The organism is Dietzia sp. 111N12-1, from assembly GCF_001658045.1.
GTDB classification, from domain to species: domain Bacteria; phylum Actinomycetota; class Actinomycetes; order Mycobacteriales; family Mycobacteriaceae; genus Dietzia; species Dietzia kunjamensis.
Genome location: NZ_LSSV01000001.1, coordinates 228227 through 247291, shown reverse-complemented (window position 1 = coordinate 247291; position 19065 = coordinate 228227). Strand labels below are relative to the sequence as shown.

At 71.3% G+C, this 19065-nt stretch carries 19 protein-coding genes and 1 tRNA gene; 5 read left to right on the top strand and 15 right to left on the bottom strand.

Features of this window, described 5'->3' with window-relative positions:
- Positions 1-4 precede the first annotated feature (4 nt).
- Together AYO52_RS01175 and AYO52_RS01170 are read left to right on the top strand one after the other, a co-directional pair.
- Complete coding sequence (locus AYO52_RS01175) at positions 5-283, top strand: helix-turn-helix transcriptional regulator (RefSeq protein ID WP_067711965.1); 279 nt, start codon at positions 5-7, stop codon at positions 281-283.
- Positions 280-834 (top strand): hypothetical protein, encoded by a 555-nt coding sequence (locus AYO52_RS01170; RefSeq protein WP_067711963.1) that lies wholly within the window; start codon positions 280-282, stop codon positions 832-834. The genes AYO52_RS01175 and AYO52_RS01170 overlap by 4 nt, the downstream gene beginning before the upstream one ends.
- A 186-nt stretch (positions 835-1020) precedes the next feature.
- Here the strand turns inward: AYO52_RS01170 and AYO52_RS01165 are convergent, their stop codons facing one another.
- From AYO52_RS01165 to AYO52_RS01125, 10 genes are all read right to left on the bottom strand, one after another.
- A complete protein-coding gene (locus AYO52_RS01165; RefSeq protein ID WP_067711960.1) occupies positions 1021-3297 on the bottom strand; it encodes a S9 family peptidase in 2277 nt (758 codons plus the stop codon).
- A complete protein-coding gene (locus AYO52_RS01160; RefSeq protein WP_067711957.1) occupies positions 3294-4187 on the bottom strand; it encodes a phosphoribosylaminoimidazolesuccinocarboxamide synthase in 894 nt (297 codons plus the stop codon). The genes AYO52_RS01165 and AYO52_RS01160 overlap by 4 nt, the downstream gene beginning before the upstream one ends.
- 70 nt (positions 4188-4257) lie before the next feature.
- Positions 4258-5121: an alpha/beta hydrolase gene (locus tag AYO52_RS01155; protein ID WP_067712153.1), complete on the bottom strand. Its 864-nt coding sequence runs from the start codon at positions 5119-5121 to the stop codon at positions 4258-4260.
- Positions 5122-5175: 54 nt separating this feature from the next.
- Positions 5176-5373: a hypothetical protein gene (locus AYO52_RS01150; protein ID WP_067711954.1), complete on the bottom strand. Its 198-nt coding sequence runs from the start codon at positions 5371-5373 to the stop codon at positions 5176-5178.
- A gap of 99 nt (positions 5374-5472) precedes the next feature.
- Positions 5473-6912: an adenylosuccinate lyase gene (gene purB / locus AYO52_RS01145; RefSeq protein WP_067711951.1), complete on the bottom strand. Its 1440-nt coding sequence runs from the start codon at positions 6910-6912 to the stop codon at positions 5473-5475.
- A 22-nt stretch (positions 6913-6934) separates the two neighbouring features.
- Positions 6935-7078: a hypothetical protein gene (locus AYO52_RS18110; protein ID WP_156523484.1), complete on the bottom strand. Its 144-nt coding sequence runs from the start codon at positions 7076-7078 to the stop codon at positions 6935-6937.
- 68 nt (positions 7079-7146) lie between these two features.
- Complete coding sequence (locus tag AYO52_RS01140; RefSeq protein ID WP_067711948.1) at positions 7147-8322, bottom strand: aminotransferase class I/II-fold pyridoxal phosphate-dependent enzyme; 1176 nt, start codon at positions 8320-8322, stop codon at positions 7147-7149.
- Positions 8323-8352: 30 nt separating this feature from the next.
- Complete coding sequence (locus tag AYO52_RS01135; RefSeq protein WP_253701710.1) at positions 8353-10059, bottom strand: DASS family sodium-coupled anion symporter; 1707 nt, start codon at positions 10057-10059, stop codon at positions 8353-8355.
- A gap of 89 nt (positions 10060-10148) precedes the next feature.
- Positions 10149-11627, bottom strand: coding sequence for a family 43 glycosylhydrolase (locus AYO52_RS01130; RefSeq protein WP_067711945.1), 1479 nt, complete (start codon positions 11625-11627; stop codon positions 10149-10151).
- Positions 11628-11747: 120 nt separating this feature from the next.
- Positions 11748-13379 carry an AMP-binding protein gene (locus AYO52_RS01125; protein WP_067711942.1) on the bottom strand — a complete coding sequence of 544 codons (1632 nt, stop codon included), beginning with the start codon at positions 13377-13379 and terminating at the stop codon, positions 11748-11750.
- 163 nt (positions 13380-13542) lie between these two features.
- Here AYO52_RS01125 and AYO52_RS01120 point away from each other — a divergent pair, with 163 nt between their 5' ends.
- Entirely contained in the window at positions 13543-14694 is a 1152-nt protein-coding gene (locus AYO52_RS01120) for an acyl-CoA dehydrogenase family protein (RefSeq protein ID WP_067711939.1), read from the top strand.
- An 83-nt stretch (positions 14695-14777) separates the two neighbouring features.
- A complete protein-coding gene (idi, locus tag AYO52_RS01115) occupies positions 14778-15362 on the top strand; it encodes an isopentenyl-diphosphate Delta-isomerase (protein WP_067711936.1) in 585 nt (194 codons plus the stop codon).
- 14 nt (positions 15363-15376) lie between these two features.
- Here the strand turns inward: idi and purD are convergent, their stop codons facing one another.
- Complete coding sequence (gene purD, locus AYO52_RS01110; RefSeq protein WP_067711933.1) at positions 15377-16633, bottom strand: phosphoribosylamine--glycine ligase; 1257 nt, start codon at positions 16631-16633, stop codon at positions 15377-15379.
- Positions 16634-16691: 58 nt separating this feature from the next.
- Positions 16692-17396, bottom strand: coding sequence for a TetR/AcrR family transcriptional regulator (locus AYO52_RS01105; RefSeq protein ID WP_067711930.1), 705 nt, complete (start codon positions 17394-17396; stop codon positions 16692-16694).
- 126 nt (positions 17397-17522) lie between these two features.
- Here AYO52_RS01105 and AYO52_RS01100 point away from each other — a divergent pair, with 126 nt between their 5' ends.
- Positions 17523-17951 carry an HIT family protein gene (locus tag AYO52_RS01100; RefSeq protein WP_067711927.1) on the top strand — a complete coding sequence of 143 codons (429 nt, stop codon included), beginning with the start codon at positions 17523-17525 and terminating at the stop codon, positions 17949-17951.
- A 34-nt stretch (positions 17952-17985) separates the two neighbouring features.
- On the opposite strand, the gene AYO52_RS01095 is transcribed toward AYO52_RS01100, so the two are convergent.
- From AYO52_RS01095 to AYO52_RS01085, 3 genes are all read right to left on the bottom strand, one after another.
- Entirely contained in the window at positions 17986-18411 is a 426-nt protein-coding gene (locus AYO52_RS01095) for a nuclear transport factor 2 family protein (protein ID WP_253701707.1), read from the bottom strand.
- Entirely contained in the window at positions 18395-18769 is a 375-nt protein-coding gene (locus tag AYO52_RS01090; protein ID WP_067711923.1) for a nuclear transport factor 2 family protein, read from the bottom strand. The genes AYO52_RS01095 and AYO52_RS01090 overlap by 17 nt, the downstream gene beginning before the upstream one ends.
- Positions 18770-18958: 189 nt before the next feature.
- Positions 18959-19031: transfer RNA gene (locus tag AYO52_RS01085), tRNA-Thr, on the bottom strand.
- Positions 19032-19065: the final 34 nt, after the last annotated feature.

Sequence of the window (19065 nt, the reverse complement as noted above, 5' to 3'; positions counted from 1 at the left end):
ATGCATGAGTCCAGTCCGACGGGGAGAAAAGCTCCCCATCCACAACCGGATCGCCGTGCTGCGGGCCGAGCGCCGCCTGAGCCGTGCGGCGCTCGCCGAGCAGATCGAGGTCAACCCCCAGACCGTCGGGGCGCTCGAGAGAGGCGACCACTACCCGAGCCTGGATCTGGCCTTCCGGATCTGCGCGGTCTTCGACCTGCCGGTCGAGGCCGTGTTCTCCCGCGAGGAGTTCCAACCGATGTCCGCCGAGATCTACCGCCCCACCCGAGAAGACCGATCATGACCTCCAACCGCGTCGACACCCTCACCCGATCCGAGCAGCGATTCGAGAAGATGCAGACCCGGACGGAGGGCAGACTCCCGTCGTGGCGCACCCCGGCACGTCGCCGACTGCTCGTCCGCCTGAACTGGGCGAGCCTGGCGATCATGGCCGCGATCGCGGTGGCGGGTTACTTCTGGTTCCCGATCATCCTGGCCTGGCTCCCCATGACCGTGGTGATCTGCGTGGTCTGGACGATGCTGCGCATCACCATCGACTCCAAGGACACCGCCCCCGCCCGATACCTGGACGAGTTCGAGCTGGCGACGCTCCTTCAGGCCCGCTCTCAGTCGCTCTCGCTGGTCACTGGCGGACTGTTCGTGATCTCGATGGTGCTGATCTTCGGTTCGAGCTTCGAGATCGGCGACGGACACCGGCTCGCCTATGTGATGGGAGGCCTCGGCATCCTCACGTTCCTGGCCGGGGCGGTCATTCCCGCAGCCGCGATGACCCGCACCATGCCCCCCGAGAGCGCGGACGACTTCGGGCCCGCCGCCGCCGACCACACCGCCTGATCCCCAGGAGATCCGCTACTCCGATTCCGGATCCGCTATCCCGATGGGACTAGCAGATCCCGAATTGGAGTAGCGGATCCTCGGGGTGGGGTGGGCGCTGGGCGGGGTGGGCGCGACTCGGAGTGGGCGCGACTCCGGGTGGGCGCCGGGCGGGTCTAGCGGGCGGGCCGGGCGGGCCGGGCGGGTCTAGCCTGCGCCCGCCGTGCGGAGGGTCCACGCGTACTCGAACGCGGTCTGACGCCACCGCTCGTAGCGCCCGGACACTCCCCCGTGACCCGCGCTCATCTCACAGCGCAGCAGCACCGGCCGATCCGCCGAGTTGGCCGACGGGGACACCGCCCGCAGCCTGGCCACCCACTTGGCGGGCTCCACGTACAGCACCCGGGTGTCGTTGAGCGAGGTCACCGCGAGGATGGCCGGATAGTCCTTGGCCTCGATGTTCTCGTACGGGGCGTACGAGGCCATGTAGTCGTAGACCTCCTCGGAGTGCAGCGGATCGCCCCACTCGTCCCACTCGATCACCGTCAGCGGCAGCTCCGGCATGAGGATCGAGGTGAGCGGGTCGACGAACGGCACCACGGCCTGGATGCCCGCGAACAACTCGGGGGCCAGATTCGCGACCGCCCCCATCAGCAGACCGCCCGCGCTTCCGCCCTCGGCGACCAACCGGTCCGGGGCGGTGAGCCCGGAGTCGACCAGGTGTCGCGCACAGTCGACGAAGTCGGTGAAGGTGTTGCGCTTCGTGTGCGTCTTGCCGTTCTCGTACCAGAGCCGGCCCATCTCACCGCCGCCCCGCACGTGCGCCACGGCGAAGGCCATCCCCCGGTCGAGCAGCGAGAGCCTCGCCACCGAGAACGCGGGATCGATGCTGGTCTCGTACGAGCCGTAGCCGTACAGCAGCGTCGGCACCTGCTCGCCGGCATCGACGCGGGCGGCGGTGCCGGTGGACATCACCAGCGAGATCGGCACCCGGGTGCCGTCCGCTGCCGTCGCCCAGTCGCGTCGCTGGACGTAGCCGCTCGGGTCGTACCCGCCGAGCACCTCCTGCTCACGCAGCAGCGTCCGCTCCCCCGAGGCGAGGTCGAGCGAGTAGACCCGGCCCGGCGTGACGAACGAACCGAAGCCGAACCGCAGGACCGGCGAGTCCCACTCCGGGTTGGACCCCGGACCGGAGGTGTACAGCTCCTCGTCGAACTCGACGGGCTCGAACCGCCCGTACGCCTCGACTCCCGCCGTGGACCCCTGCTCGAGCGGCATCAGCGCGAACCGCGGCAGCGCCGCTTCGCGGTACCCCAGCACCAGCACGCGCGCGAAGGCGTCCACGCCCTCCACCCGGACGTCGTCACGGTGGGCCACCAGCGTGCGCAGATCCCGCAGCTCGCCCTCGATCGGACCGACAGGCGCCTCGACCACCTCGTAGTTCGGGGCGCCGTCGTTGTGGGTGATGATGAACCGGTCCTCGCCACCGACGACCGCGTGCTCGACGTCGTACTCGACGCCCTCCTGCCGCGGCCGGACGCACCAGAACTCGCCAGCGGGATCGTTCGAGTCCAGGCACCACACCTCGGTGGTGATCTTGGACCCCGCCGCTATCTGCAGGAACTTCTCGCTGCGTGTCTCGCCGACCCCGATCCAGTAGGACTCGTCGGGCTCGTGGAAGACCTTGTCGTCGTCGTCCCTCGTCGTGCCCAGCCGGTGACGCCACACCGTGTCCGGTCGCCAGGCGTCATCGACGGTGACGTAGAAGACGTACCGGCCATCGCGGGACCAGGTCACGCCGGCGGCGATCCCGGAGATCTCCTCGTCCGGGGCCGTGTAGTCCGGGTCGAGCGAGCGGAAGCGCAGCGTGTACCGCTCGTCGCCCTCCGTATCCGTGGCCCACGCCAGTGCGCGGCCGTCGTGGCTGACCGAGAACGCGCCCAGCGCGAAGTAGTCGTGACCCTCCGCCTCGGCGTTTCCGTCGAGGAGCAACTGCTCACCCGGCAACTCCACGTCCGGGGAGACCTCGGGCGGAACCCAGCCCGCAGGGTCCGACGGGTCGTCGACGAACTGCTGCGGGACCGGGACCCGACAGTGCCTGGCGTACGAGCGGCCCTCCTCGGTGCGCGAGAAGTACCACCAGCCGCTGGCGCGCACCGGAACCGACATGTCGGTCTCCTTGACGCGGGAGCGGATCTCCTCGTAGACCTCGTCCTCCAGGGGCTTGAGGTCGGCGGTCATCGCATCGGTGTAGGCGTTCTCCGCCTCGAGGTAGGCGCGGGTCGCCGGAGCGTCCTTGTCGCGCAACCACTCGTAGTCGTCGACGAAGACGCGGCCGTGGTGCTCGCGACGGTGGGGCCGGCGCTCGGCCTGCGGCGGCGTGGGCGTCTGCCCCGTGGTGGTGGCTGTGGTGGCGGTCGCGGCGGCGGCGGTGTCGGTGGCTGCGGTGTCGGTGTCGGTGTCGGTCGTCTCGGTGGAGCTCACGCTGCGTCGCCCCCGATCCAGTCGGCGAACGAGCGGCCCGAGATGCGCTCGTAGGCCTCGATGTAGCGCGCCCGGGTCGCGTCCACGACCTCCTGCGGCAGAGCCGGTGGCGGGGTGTCGGCATCGGAGTTCCAGCCCGCCTCCGGGCCCGTCAACCAGTTCCGCACGTACTGCTTGTCGAAGCTCGGTTGCACACGGCCCGGCGAATACTCGTCAGCGGGCCAGTAGCGCGATGAGTCCGGGGTGAGCACCTCGTCGGCCAGGATCAGCTCCCCGTCGACCAGGCCGAACTCGAACTTGGTGTCGGCCAGCAGCACTCCGCGCTCGGCCGCCATCTCCGCGGCCCGCGCGTAGACGTCCAGCGTCGCCGTACGCAGCTGCTCGGCCAGCTCGGCCCCGACGATCCCGGTGAGCTGATCGAACGAGATGTTCTCGTCGTGATCCCCCACCGCCGCCTTGGTGGCCGGGGTGAAGATCGGCTCGGGCAGTCGGCTGGCCTCGACCAGGCCCCCGGGCAGCTCGATGCCACACACGGTCCCCGACTCCCGGTACTCGGTCATCCCCGACCCGGTCAGGTAACCGCGGGCCACACACTCGGCCGGGACCATGTCGAGTCGACGGACCACCATCGCGCGGCCGAGCACCTCGAGCGGGATGCGCTCGTCGTCCAGCGTCCCGGCCAGGTGGTTGGGCACGTCGAGGGCGTCGAAGAAGTAGGCGCTCATCGCGGTGAGCACGCGGCCCTTGTCCGGGATGGGCGTGCCGAGAACGTGGTCGTAGGCGGAGATTCGGTCGGTGGCCACCAGGAGGAGCGTCTCACCGTCGATCTCGTACAGCTCGCGGACCTTTCCGGAGACGAGATGGCGGTAGGAGGAGAGATCGGGTCGCATGACGGCCAGCGTAGCCGGAGGCCCACGTCCCGAGTCGGGGCCGTCGGCCCCCACCCGTGGTTGGTCGGACTCAGCCCAGTCGGGCCTCGAGCCACTCCCCCAACGCCGCGTACGCGTCCTCGGCGCACAGGTCGTTGAACAGCTCGTGGAGGCCGCCCTCGAACTCCCGGTAGGTGATCTCCGGGCGCGGGTCGTGGTCCGAACCGGCGATCTGCGCGAAGCGCCGCGCGCCCGACGGGTAGGTGATGGTGTCGGCCGAGCCGTTGAGGATCAGCGTCGGCAACCGCAGTGCCGGCGACCGCTCGATGAACTTGAGGCCGCCGGCGAGCATCGTCCCCGCCGTCACCGCGGGCACGCCCTTGTGGTGGACCAGCGGATCCGAGGTGTAGTCCTCGACGTACTCGGGCACTCGGGAGATGTCGTGCGGGTCGAGCTTCTCCACCGGCAGGAACGGCAGGAGACGAGCGATCACGGGCGCCGCCACGCGCAGCGGTGCCGGTGTCCCCTCGCCCACGACGAGCCCGGGCGAGGAGAGGATGAGGCCCTTGAGGTCCCACGGCCGCCGGAGCGCGGACTCCCCCGCGATCAACCCGCCCATCGAATGCCCCATCAGCAACCGGGGCAGGGACTCGGCCCCGCCGCCCTCGGCGGACCGGCTCCACTCCACCACCGCGTCACGCACCGCGAGGTTGTCGCGGATGTGCGTCTCCATCGACACCTTGGCGCGGGGCCCGGGAGCTGTGCCGTGGCCACGCAGATCGTAGGAGGCCACGCTGATCCCCCGGTCCGTGAGAAACCGGATGGTCCGCCCGTACCGGCCGGAGTGCTCGGCGAAGCCGTGCACGAGCAGCAGCAACGCCCGGGGCTGGTCAGCGTGGTGCAGGGTCACCTGCAGGCCGGAGGTGCCGGGGACGGGAACGGGGGTCTGGCGCATGAGCACGAGAGTAGCGCCGGTAGCCCCACCGGCGACGTCGATTGACCGGCCGCCTCAGATCCCGAGCTGGTCCAGGATGAGGCTGCCGGCACCGAGCGGCATCAGAGAGAACGCGATCGGAACGTAGAACTGCTGCATGAACGCCCCCGGGTCGATCCCGACGGCCGAACTGGCCGTGGCGAGCCCGGCCTGGATCATTCCGAACACGTCGTACAGTGCGCCCCCGATGGAGCCGTCGGGCCTGGTGACCATGAGGTGGTCCTTCCTTGTCACTCGGCGACGGGAGGGCCCCGCCGCCGTCGGTGTACAGGACTTATCGGGCGGGGGGCCCGGCGGGTTACGGACCGGGTGTCAGAGGATCGAACCCGGTGCGTAGCCGGCCGCCTCCGGGTGGCGGGCCACGAGCGCCTCGACGCGGGCGGCGACCGCGTCGACCTGGTCGCCGGCAGCGCCGACGAACGCGGCACGATCCGCGAGCGCCTCCTCGAGCGCGGCGCGATCCAACGGCAGTCGGTCGTCGGCGGCGAGCCGGTCGATGAGGTCGGGTTCGCGGCCCTCCTCGCGCATGGCCAGCGCCACCGCCACCGCGTTCTCCTTGATCGCCTCGTGCGCGACCTCGCGGCCGACCCCGGCGCGCACCGCGGCCATGAGGACCTTGGTGGTGGCGAGGAACGGCAGGTAGCGCTGGAGCTCCTTGTTGATCACGGCCGGGTAGGCGCCGAACTCGTCGAGCACGGTGAGGAACGTCTCGAACATTCCGTCCAGGGCGAAGAACGCATCCGGCAGCGCGACACGACGCACCACGGAGCAGAAGACGTCGCCCTCGTTCCACTGCGCGCCCGCGAGTTCGGCGGCCATGGAGCCGTAACCGCGGAGAACGACCTGCAGACCGTTCACGCGCTCGCAGGAGCGGGTGTTCATCTTGTGCGGCATCGCGGACGAGCCGACCTGGCCGGGCTGGAAGCCCTCGGTGACCAGCTCGTGCCCGGCCATGAGCCGGATGGTCTGGGCCAACGAGGACGGGCCGGCGCCGAGCTGCACGAGCGCCGAGACGACCTCGTGGTCCAGCGACCGCGGGTAGACCTGGCCCACCGAGTCGAAGGTGCGGGCGAAACCGAGATGCTCGGCGATCCGCCCCTCGAGCTCGGTCATCTTGGCGGCGTCACCACCGAGGAGGTCGAGCATGTCCTGCGCCGTGCCCATCGGGCCCTTGATGCCGCGCAGGGGGTACCGCTCGAGCAACGACTCCACGCGCTCCAACGCCACCAGCAGTTCGTCGGCCGCGGAGGCGAAACGCTTGCCCAGCGTGGTGGCCTGCGCGGCGACGTTGTGGCTGCGCCCGGCCATCACGGTGTCGCGGTGGGCGACGGCGTGCTCGGCCAGACGCCGGACCGCGGCGACGCCCCGGTCGCGGACGAGCTCGAGTGACCGCACCACCTGGAGCTGCTCGACGTTCTCGGTGAGGTCTCGGCTCGTCATGCCCTTGTGGATGTGCTCGTGGCCGGCGAGGTCGTTGAACTCCTCGATCCGGGCCTTGACGTCGTGCCGGGTGACGCGCTCGCGCTCGGCGATCGAGCCGAGGTCGACGCGGTCGATCACCGCCTCGTAGGCCTCGATCACCCCGTCGGGGACGTCGATGCCCAGGTCGCGTTGTGCGCGCAGCACCGCGATCCACAGCTGCCGCTCGAGCACGATCTTGTGCTCGGCGGACCACAGCGTGGCCAGGTCGGCGCTCGCGTAGCGCGAGGCGAGGACGTTGGAGATGCGGGACTTGCTGCTCTGGGCGGTCACGCCCCCCAGTATCGCAGCCCGGTCAGGAGATCATCGAGCCGCCGGTGGACCCGGCCAGGATCTCCCGGGCGTTGAGGTAGACCTGCTCCACCGTGAGCGGAGCCTGCGCCAGCAGCCACGGCCGGGTGAAGTAGACGAGGGCGGTGATGATCTCGGCGGAACCCATGCGCCGACGGTAGCGTTCCCCGGCCGCCGGCGGGGGCCGTACATCACAGCCGCCCACGGGGCCGGTACCTACGGGGTGAGCACTGCCTCCAGCCGGTCCATGGCCTCGGCGATCTCCTCGGTGCCGCCGGCGAAGCTCAGCCGGACGGTGTGGCCACCGTCGACGGTGTCGAAGTCGACGCCCGGCGTCAACGCGACCCCGGTGCGTTCCAGCACCTCCGCGCACCATGCCACCGAGTCGTCGGTCCAGCGTGAGACGTCGAAGTACGCGTAGAAGGCGCCGTCGGGTGGCGCGATCTCCCCCACGCCCAGCTCGCCCAGTCGGCGCAGGACCAGGTCGCGGTTGCGGGCGTACCGATCGACGTGGCCGTCCAGCTCCGCGGCGGCGGCCTCGGTGAACGCGGCGACGGCGGCGAACTGGGCGTCGGCGGGCGGACAGATGGTGAGGTTGCCGATCAGGCGGTCCACGGGATCACGCAGGTACTCCGGCAACAGCATCCAGCCGATCCGCCAGCCGGTCATGGAGAAGTATTTGGACACCGAGCCCATCACCACGGCCTCGCGGCTGGTCTGCCACGCGCTCGCACACCGGCGGCCGTAGGTGACGCCGTGGTAGATCTCATCGCTGATGAGCAGCGTGCCGTGGGCCTCGCACCAGCGCGCGAGGGCCTCGAGTTCGCCTGCGTCGATGATCGTGCCGGTGGGGTTCGCCGGGCTCGCCACGATGAGGCCGGCGGGCGCGTGCCCCAGTTCCGCCGTCACCGCCTCGAGCTGCGCGACCGTGGGTTGGTACCGGGTCTCGTGGCCGCAGGCGATCTCGTGGACCCGGCAGCCCAGGGCCTGGAGGGTGTTGCGGTAGGCGGGGTAGCCGGGGCGTGCCATCACGACGGTGTCGCCGGGGTCGAACGCGGCGAGGAACAGCACGGTGAAGCCGCCGGAGGACCCGGTGGTGACGACGACGTCGTCGGCCGTCACGTCCACCCCGTCCCGCCGCCGGTGGTACCCCGCGATCGCCTCGCGGAGCGGCCGGATACCCAGCGCCTCGGTGTATCCGAGGATCTCGGTGTCCAGGGCGTGGCGGGCGGCGGCGAGCACCGGGCCGGGGGCCGGGGTCGAGGGCTGCCCCGCGCACAGCGAGATGACGTCGCCGTGGGTCTCCTGCCGGCGGGCGGCGGCGGCGAGGACGCTCATGACGTGGAAGGGCTCGACGGCCGAGCGGCGGGAGGGTTCGCGTGCGACGGGCATGCCCCCGACGCTAGCGGGCCGGTCAGACGATCAGCCGGTCAGCCCGAACACCCACACCAACAGCGTCATGGTGACCGCGGTGATGGCGATCAGCCCGATCAGGTTGAGCCAGATCCCGCCGCGGATCATCTGCCCGATGGTCACGTATCCCGAGCCGTAGGCGATCGCGTTGGGCGGGGTCGCCACCGGGAGCATGAAGGCGCAGGTGGCGGCGAGCGCGACCGGGACGGCCAGGAACATCGGGTCCAGGTCCAGACCGAGGGCGACGCCACCGGCCACCGGCAGGAACGTGGCGGCGGTGGCGGTGTTGCTCGTCAGCTCGGTGAGGAACAGGACCCCGGCGGCCGCGACGAGCACCAGCGCGACGGTCGGCAGCGCGTCGAGCGCCGACGCCTGCTCGCCGATCCACCCGGTGAGCCCGGAACCGGAGAACTGCGCGGACAGTGCCAGTCCGCCGCCGAAGAGCAGCAGCACGCCCCACGGCAGGCCCAGCGCGGCGTCCCAGGTGAGCAGCCGCACCCCGCGCTCGGTGCCGGCCGGCAGCAGGAACAACAGCAGTCCGGCAGTGAGCGCGATCCCGGCGTCCGAGATCGGCGGGTCCTCCCACACCAGCGGCACGGCCACCCAGGCCACGGCCGCCGCGACGAACACCGCCAGGACGCGCCGTTCGCCCGACGAGGTCGGGCCGAGCCTGCGCAGTTCGTCGTCGAACAGTGCCCGACCGCCGGGGATCCGCTCGATCTCGGGACGGAACAGCACCTTGGTGAGGAGGAACCACGTGATCACGAGCATGACCACCGCCAGCGGGAGTCCGACCAGCATCCAGCGTCCGAAGCCCAGGACGATGTCGTGCTCGCCCTCCAGGTAGCCGGCGAGAAGGGTGTTGGGCGGGGTGCCGATGATGGTCGCCAGCGACCCGACCGACGCCGCGTAGGCGATGCCCAGCATCAGCGCGGTGCCGAAGTTCGACCGGATCACGGCCTGCTTCACCTGTTCGGAACGCGGATCGGACGAGGAGTCCATCCGGGGGATCGCGTCCTCGTCGTCGTTCCCACCGGCGCCGCCGTTCCCACCGGCACGGTCCTTCCCACCGGCACCGCCCTTCCCACCGAGCTCGGAGGCGAGCATCAGCACCGACACCCCGATCGGGAGCATCATCACCGCCGTGGCCGTGTTGGACACCCACATGCTCAGGAAGGCGGTGGCGATCATGAACCCGGCGACCACCCGGGTCGACCGGGTACCCATCGCGCGCACGGTGAGCAGGGCGATCCGCCGGTGCAGGTTCCAGCGCTGCATGGCGATCGCGATGAGGAAGCCGCCCATGAACAGGAAGATGATGTTGTTGCCGTACTCGGCGCCCACGTCGTTGACCGAGACGTCCTCACCCAGGACGGGGAAGACGATGAGCGGCACCAACGCGGTGGCCGGGATGGGGATGCACTCGGTCATCCACCAGATGCCCAGGAGCACGGCGACCGCCGCGGTGAGGCGCGCGTTGTGTTCGAGATCGCCCGGCATGACCAGGTACACGAGCACGGCCGCCGCCAGCCCGGCGACGGTGCCGATCACGCTGCGGACGAACTCGCCCCGCGGCACCGCGGGGTCGAGCTCGCCGGGTGACTTCTGGTCGATCTCCATCCCGCGGTCGGGGTCCGGCTCCAGCCCCCTCAGGTGTGGTGCCATCACGATCCTGCGGTCGACTGTGCCGCCCGCGTCCGTGCCCCCGCCGGTCATGGCCCGCTCCCTCCGCCGGTCACCCCGACGCCTCCCAGCGGGGTGCTCTGGCGATCACGGTAACCCCGGGACGGCGGCCTCACATCCGATCAGGAGCCGGACGATCCGATCGGGGCGGATCCGAGTGCGCCCGATCCGAGTGACAAGGTTCCGTCCGGGGCGACCTCGAGGCCGAACACCGCCAGTTCCTGCGCCGCGCCGCCATCCGCGGCACTGATCGAGATCACCAGTTCGTGGCGGCCCGGGGCGAGCGGCGCGGCCGGCCGGAGCGTCAGCGGGCGGTCCACCGACGCCCCGGCGCCCACGCTCACCGGGACGGCCGGCAGCTCCCCGGTGCCGGTCACGATCGGCAGTGCGAGCCGTCGCTTGTCCGGGCCGGTGATGGTGGCCCGGACCTCGCCGGAATAGGCGGTGCCGGTGGAGGCGACCCGTACCGAGAGGTCGATCACCTCGTCGTCGTCGTCGGCGGCGGTGCCGTCGTCGCCCGGTCGCAGCGACGCCTCCCCCACCGCGGTGAGGCGGACGGGGAGCGCGACCACCGGATCGGCGGGCCGCGCCTCCGACGGCGTGCCGTCCCCGACGACCGGCCAGCCGCCCACCCAGTCCAGACGGTCGAGCATGAGGTAGCGCCGCTGCACGCCGCTGGGCAGCACCGCGTTGCCGCGGGGCGCGGCGTGGTAGAGCATCCAGTCCCCGCCGGCGTCGTCGGTGGCCACGTCCACGTGCCCCGGGCCCACCCAGTCGTCGTCGCCGCGCAGGATGACGTCACCGGGAAGGGGCTCGCCCGGCGCCTGCACCAACGGGCGCCCGGTCCTGTCCCCGTACGGCCCGAAAAGTCCGTCGGCGCGGCCGCCCAGCACGCGGTACTGCGAGGCCTCCCCGTCGCAGCACAGCCCGGCGCTGGTGAACAGGTGCGTGCGCCCCTCACGGGTGACCACGGCCGGGGCCTCCACGCCGGTGCCGGCGACGAGCACGGGGTCGCCGTCCAGCGCCGTGCCGGTGGCGTTCATCGGCACCGCGTGGATGCCCTCGAAGTTCCCCATGAGCATGACCGGGCCGGCGTCGGTGACCACCACCTCGGGGTCCATGGGGTCCAGGTCCTGATACGGCTCCGGGGCGCCGTGGCAGACGATCGGCGCCGGATCGTGCGTCCACGGGCCGTCGACGCTCGGCGCGGTGGCCCGGCCGATACAGGGCGCGGCGCCCCCGGTCGTGTAGTACATGACGGCGCCCGTCGCGGTGAGGTGGACGTCGGGCGCCCACAGGAACGAACCGGGCGGGGCCCACGCGGGCCGGGCGGCGAACGCGTCGCCCACGTACTCCCACTCCACCAGGTCGAAGGACCGGAAGTGCGGGATGAGGCGGGACCCGGCGCCGTCGCCCCAGTCGTCCGAGGTCGCGTGGACGTGGAACGCCCCGTCGGCGCCCCGCTGCACGGAGGGGTCGGGGGCGACCGAGGAGATCACCGGGTTGGCCGCCGCCGTCGCCGCGGTGGTCGCCGAGGCGAGAGGGACGACGACGACGAGCGCCGCGGACACGAGAGCACGGGCAGCCGCCGCCGGTTTCATGTGCTGAGGGTAGACCCGTCACGGGGTGTGTGAACCGCGTTCACCGCGTTCGGTCGGGGCGGATGCGGTGCCGGTGGTGGCGACGCGCGGCGCGGGCCGCCTCAGGCCTGCCCGGCGCGCTCAGGCCTGTCCGGCGCGCTCCTTGCGCAGCAGGAACCGCTGGATCTTGCCCGACGGGGTCTTGGGCAGCTCGCGGACGAAGTGGATCTTGCGCGGGAAGGCGTGGGCCGCGAACTCCGTCTTGACCCACTTCTGCAGCTCGGCCTCGGCCTCCGGGCCACCCTCCACGCCGTCGCGCAGGACCACGTACGCCTCGAGGACCTCCCCGGCCAGGTCGTCGGGGACGCCGATGACCGCCGACTCGAGCACGTCCGGGTGCTTGGCCAGGACGGACTCCACGTCGAACGGGCCGATGCGGTACCCGGACATGATGATCACGTCGTCGTCGCGGCTCGAGAAGTAGAAGTGGCCGTCCGCGTCGAGCTTGGCGGCGTCGCCGGTGTAGTACCAGCGCCCGTCCGCGCTGAAGCGCTCGGCGGTCTTCTCCGGGGCCTGGTGGTACCCGGTGAACCACATGAGGGGGCTGGCGGGGACATCGATCGCCACGCGGCCCAGCTCGCCCACGGGGGCGGGCTCGTCGGAGTCCGCGGCGAGCACGGTGCACGACCAGCCCGGCAGCGGCACGCCCATGGAGCCCGGGCGCACGTCCTCCCGCAGCGAGTCGTGCCACGGGTTGATGATGAACATCCCGTGCTCGGTCTGCCCGTACTGGTCGCGCACCTCGACGCCGAACTGCTCGGTCGACCACTCGATCACCTCGGGGGTGAGCGGCTCACCGGCGGCGGAGGCCCGTCGGAGTCTGACGTCGGCCGGTGCGATGTCCCGCTTGGCCCGCATGGTGCGGTACACGGTCGGCGCGGCCGCGAAGTTGGTGACGTGGAAGTACTGAAGGACCGCGAACGCCAGCTCCGGGCTGTAGCGGGCGTGCAGCAGCAGGCTCCGACGGCCGACCGCCAGCGGGCCGAGGATGCCGTAGTAGAGGCCGTACGCCCAGCCCGGGTCGGCACCGTTCCAGAACACGTCGTCGGCCCGCACGTCCAGGCCCGTCTCGATGTACTGGTGGAACGCGGCCAGGGCGCGCACCGGCACGACGACGCCCTTCGGGGTGCCGGTGGTGCCGGAGGTGAACAGCATGACCAGGCCGGCGTCCGGGCCGGTGACCGCCGCGGCGAGGCCGGGCTGCTGGGCGGCGGTGATCGTGGCCAGGTCGAGGTCGCCGTCGCGGGCCTCGGGGCAGTCCGCCAGGCCGGCGACGACCACCGGGACCGCGACGCTCTCGAGCTTCCCGCGCTGGTCCGCGTCGGAGACGACCACCTTGGCGTCGCCACCGGTGAGACGCATCTCGATGGCCGGCCACGCGAAGGCGGTGAACAGCGGCATGTGGACGGCACCGAGTCGCCAGATCCCCATGAGGGTGAACACCAGGTCCGCGGACTTGGACATCAGCGTGGCCACCCGGTCGCCCTCGCCCACGCCGAGCTCGGCCAGCGCCGCGGCGACCTTCTCGCTCTCGGTCCGCAGCTCACCGTAGGTGATGTCCCGCCCGGACAGGTCGGCGTCGATGACGGTGAAGGCGACCGCCTCGGGGGCGTGGCGGTCGCACAGGAACTCCGCGGCGCTCGCACCGGGGACGTCGTAGATCGCCAGCAACTGCTCCGGCGACAGGGGCGTGGACGCGGTGGTCTCGGTCATACCGCCAGATTGTGTCGCACGTGACCCACGACGCACCAGCAGCACCCACCAACGGGCACCCCCACTATCGGGGCTGGGCGGCCCGCGTGGTGGCGGTGCACTCTAATGGGAGTCGACCGACCCCGGGGACCGCACGGTCCCCCACCCGCACCCGGAGGACCCCATGGCCGTGGACCGCCTGCTCCCCAGCGACGAGGCGTACGAACTGCTCGAGATGACGCGTTCCGTCGCGGACAAACTCCTCGAGCCGATCGCCGCCGAGCACGAGCGGAACCACACCTACCCCGAGGGCCTGTTCGTCCAGCTCGGCGAGGTCGGGCTGCTGGGCCTGCCCTACCCGGAGGAGTTCGGCGGCGGCGACCAGCCCTACGAGGTGTACCTGCAGGTCCTGGAGGAGCTCGGCGCCCGCTGGGCGGCCGTCGCCGTGGCGACCAGCGTGCACGGCCTGTCCTGCTTCCCGCTCGCCACCGTCGGGACCGACGCGCAGAAGGCCGAGTGGCTGCCGGGAATGCTCGCCGGCGAGCAGATCGGCGCCTACTCGCTGTCCGAGCCGCAGGCCGGGTCGGACGCCGCCGCCCTGCGGTGCCGCGCGGAGCGGGAGGGCGACGGCCCGGGCTCCGTGTTCGTCGTCAACGGCACCAAGTCGTGGATCACCCACGGCGGGATCGCGGACGTCTACAACACCTTCGTCCGCACCGGAGAGGGCTCCCGCGGGATCTCGTGCCTGCTCATCCCGCGCGAGACCGAGGGCCTGCACTTCGGCAAGCCCGAGGACAAGATGGGCCTCAACGGCGTCCCCACCACCACCGCCTCGTACGAGGGCGCCCGGGTCGACGCGGGCCGCCTGCTCGGTGCGGAGGGCGACGGTCTGCGCATCGCGTTCTCGGCCCTGGACTCGGGCCGCCTCGGGATCGCCGCGGTGGCCACCGGCATCGCCCAGCGCGCGCTGGACGACGCGGTCGCCTACGCCCGCGAGCGTGAAGCGTTCGGCAAGACGATCATCGGCCACCAGGGGCTGGGCTTCCTCCTCGCCGACATGGCCGCCGCGGTGGCCTCGGCCCGCGCCTCCTACCTCGACGCCGCCCGCCGCAAGGATGCCGGCCGCCCGTACTCGCGTGAGGCCTCGATCGCCAAGCTCACCGCCACCGACGCCGCCATGAAGGTGACGACCGACGCGGTGCAGGTCCTGGGCGGTGTGGGCTACACCCGCGAGTTCCCTGTCGAGCGGTACATGCGCGAGGCCAAGATCACCCAGATCTTCGAGGGCACCAACCAGATCCAGCGGCTGGTGATCGCCCGCAGCCTCGCGGGCTGACCGACTGCCGGCGGTGCCCGGAGCGGCGGCTCTCCCGCTGCGTGCGGCGGCCGGGCCCGCCGGAATTGCCTAGGCTGGGCGGCATGTCCTCCCCTTCCGAGTCCCCCGCCACCGCCGGGTCCCGCGCCACCGGGTCGCCGTCCGTGCCCACCGAGCTCGTTGTCCTCCTCGACGACGACGCCAACCCGATCGGTACCGCCGACAAGGCCACGGTCCACACCACGGATACGCCGCTGCACCTGGCGTTCTCGTGCCATGTCGTCGACGACGAGGGGCGCGTGCTCCTCACGCGGCGAGCTCTGGACAAGCGGACCTGGCCCGGCATCTGGACGAACTCGTTCTGCGGCCACCCCGGTCCGGGCGAGGATCCGGTCGAGGCGATAGTCCGGCGGGCCGAGCAGGAGCTCGGAACCCGGGTGGACTCGATCGAACCCGCGGTACCGGACTTCCGCTACCGGGCCGTCGACGACTCGGGGATCGTCGAGAACGAGATCTGCCCGGTGTTCACCGCCCGCATCCGCGCCGAGGTGAACCCGCGGGCCGACGAGGTGTGCGCGCACCACTGGGCCCGTCCGACGGATGTCCGCACCTCGGTCGACGCCACCCCGTTCGCCTTCAGCCCGTGGCTGGTCGCGCAGGTGCCCCGGATGGAGCTCTACTCGCGCTGATCGCGTGGGGCGCGTCAGCCGGGGAGGCTGATGCGCCCCTCCTCTGCGGCCTGGCCGATGTCCCGGCGGAAGTGCCCGCCGCCGAGCTCGATGCCGTCGAGGACCCGGTAGGCCTCGGCCCGGGCGGCTGTCAGGTCCGCCCCCGTGCCCACGACCGACAGGACCCGGCCCCCGGCGGAGACGAGTCGGCCCTCCGCGTCGCGGGCCGTGCCGGCGTGGAGCACGCCCGGTTGTTCGGCGCCTTCGATGAGGTCACCGCGCCGCGGCGTCGCCGGGTAGTGCTCGGCGGCCAGGACCACGGTCACGGCGGCGCCGTCCCGCCACACCAGCGGCGGCAGTTCGGCGAGTCGGCCGGTCGCCACGGCATGCAGTGCCTCGCCCAGCGGCGACTCGAGCAGCGCCAGTACGGCCTGTGTCTCCGGGTCGCCGAAGCGGCAGTTGAACTCCACGACCTCGGGCCCGGACGAGGTGATCGCCAGCCCCGCGTACAGCAGGCCGGAGAAGCCGCAGCCACGGGCGACCATCTCGCGGGCCACCGGCTCGCACACCTCGGTGACGATCCGGTCGACCATCCCCTGCGGCAACCACGGCAGCGGCGTGTAGGCGCCCATCCCGCCGGTGTTGGGACCGCGATCGCCCTCGCCGACCCGCTTGTGGTCCTGGGCGGGCAGCAACGGCACGACGGTCTCGCCGTCGACCAGGCAGAACAGGGAGACCTCCGGACCGTCGAGGAACGACTCCAACAGCACCGGGTGCCCGTCGTCGAGACAGGCGAGAGCATGCGCACGGGCCGCGTTGCGATCGGGTGTCACGACGACCCCCTTGCCGGCGGCCAACCCGTCGTCCTTGACCACCCAGGTCGGACCGAAGCGGTCGAGTGCGTCGTCGAGGTCGGCGGGCGAGTCCACGATCTCGGCGCGCGCGGTCTTCACACCCGCAGCCGCCATGACGTCCTTGGCGAACGCCTTGGATCCCTCGATGCGGGCGGCCTCGGCGGACGGGCCGAACACCGGGATCCCGGCCTCGCGCAGGGCGTCGGCGACGCCCGCGACCAGGGGCACCTCGGGACCGATGACGACCAGTCCGGCGTCGAGCTTGCGGGCCAGGGCCGTCACGGCTGCCGGATCGGTCACCGCGAGTTCGTGGCACTGCGCCTGCACCATGCCGGGGTTGCCCGGCGCGGCGTGCAACTCCGTCACCGCGGGATCCGCGGCGAGGGCGACGAGGAGGGCGTGCTCACGGGCACCGGAACCGATCACGAGAATGCGCACGACGACCACAGTAGCCCGGCCGCCGCGCCGGGTTGGCCCGGCCCGGAACGAACGGGCTCTAGACCCCTGCGTCGGCGGTGATGTCGGCGGCGGGGAACGCCGCGTCGCGGGACCGCAGACCCTCGTCGGTGAGCAGGTCCGTCATACACAGATCAATGGTCCGTGCGGTCGACCGTGCGGCGTCCGGGGTCCGCATCGGGCGGATCCCGAACATCGCCTGGGCGCTGAGTCCGTCGATCGCCGCCCACAGCGGCAGCTCGTCGTTCATGACGACGCCGGGCCGGAACGCCCCCGCCTCGATCCCGCGCTCGACGATCGCCTGCAACTCCACGTTGATGGCATCGGCGTGCGCGGCGACGGTCTCCGACGGGCCCAGGTTCTCCATCATCGTCCGGGCCCACGCCGGCTCGTCGATCGCGAACTCCACCACGGCGAGGGCCGCCTCGCGCAACTGGAGGTAGGCGGCGAGGACCGGATCGGACTCCGCACCGCCGACGGCCGAGGCCGCCACGCGCCCGACCAACTCGACGAACCCGCGGGCCGCGACCTCCTCGACGAGCTGCTGCCGATTGGCGAAATGGCGGTACGCCGCGGTGGCGGACACCCCGATGTGCGGGGCGATCTCCCGGAGGATGATCGCCTTCTCCCCTGAGACCCTCGCGCGCGCGGTGGCCTCCTGGATGATGGCGTTGCGCAGATCGCCGTGGTGGTAGGCCTTCTTCTTCACCGCACCCTCTGCCGTCGCAATACCTGCCTCGACCATGTCGATGCTCCTTCGCGTATGTAGAGAGAACGGGGGCCACCCGGCGGGTGGCGGATACATCCATTAGACCACTTTTCGCCAGTCTGCCACCTGAGGTCATCGCCCCCGATACGTAGGCTGGGGTCCATGTCGACCGTTTTCAGCAAGATCATCGCCGGTGAACTGCCCGGCCGGTTCGTCTGGAAGGACCCCGAGGTGGTCGCCTTCCTCACCATCGCGCCGGTCGCGCCCGGACACACCCTGGTCGTCCCGCGCGCGGAGGTCGATCGGTGGACGGATCTGGAGCCCGCGCTGCTGACCCGGCTCAACGAGGTCGCACAGGCCGTCGGCAAGGCGGTCGTGGGAGGCCTCGGCGCGGCGCGCGCCGGGTATCTCATCGCCGGCTTCGAGGTGCCACACACCCACATCCACATCTTCCCCGCCGACGACATGTCCGGGTTCGACCTGTCACTGGCGGACCCCGACGCGCCCGCCGAGGAATCCGACGCGGCGGCGGAGACCATCCGGCGGTCGCTGCGCGAACTGGGCTACGGGGAGTTCGTCCCGGAGGCCTGACCCGGACCCCGACTCGTCCTCCCGCCCCTCCGGTTCAGTGGCCGAGAGCCCGCCAGACGTTCTGCATGTCCTGGTAGTCGGTCCAGTCCGCGACGAGCCCGTCGCGGAGGGTGAAGAACGACCCGACCTCGACCCGTAGCCGCTTCCCCCCCACCGTGAGGTGGGTGGTGCGGTTGAGCGCCGCGGTATCGTCGGAGCCGAGCACATGGTGGATCTCGATGACGACGTCGGTCGCGATCTCGGCGTTGAACTCCAGGAGCTGCCGGAGTCCCTCGTGGCCACTGACGGTTTGGATGCCCTCCAGCGTCAGGGTGATATCCGGAGCGCAGTACGACCTGGCGGCCTCGAAGTCGCCCGAGAGCGCCGCCTCGACCAACGCCCTCGCCACGTCGCCGGGGCCCCCGTCGCGCGGCCGTCGTCCACCCATGCCGCTCCCCGGCCCGTCATCCGATGACGTCATCGATCGTTTCCATGCTCTTGTAATCCGCCCATCGCGTGACCACCCCGTCCTCGACTTCCACGAAGGAACAGCCCCGGATCTCGATCCCGCCACTGGGCAACGTGTACCGCTCGATCCGGCGCAGCGCGACGACCCCCTCGGATTCCAGGATCTCCCCCTCCACCGCGATGGTGAGGAAGCCGGCCAGCCGGGAGAGGTCGGACACGATGTCGCGGACACCGTCGTGCCCGACATAGCGCCTGACCTGGCCCGTCGTATAGACGATCGACGGGGAGGACAGGGCCACGGTCCTCTCGGCGTCACCGGACGCGAGGGCGGCCATCCAGGCCGTGGCGATCTCTCGTGCGGACTGTCTCATCTCAGCGTCATCTCGGCTGCGTCTTTCTGGCGACGGGCGTGTCGAGAACATTCTACTCACCAGTAGACGGAAGCTAACAATGATTACTGAACTGCGGTTCCCCGCGCGGCTCGGCACCTCGCGACAACTGGGACGGCCTCATCCTTGGCCTGTCCTCAGCTTCCGGCTCGACCGCCGACGCCACGCGAGAGCTGGAGACGAGACTTGAACTCGCAACCGCCCGATTACAAGTCGGGTGCGCTACCAATTGCGCCACTCCAGCACGGGCAGCGACACCGTCGCGTCCCGCCGGACAT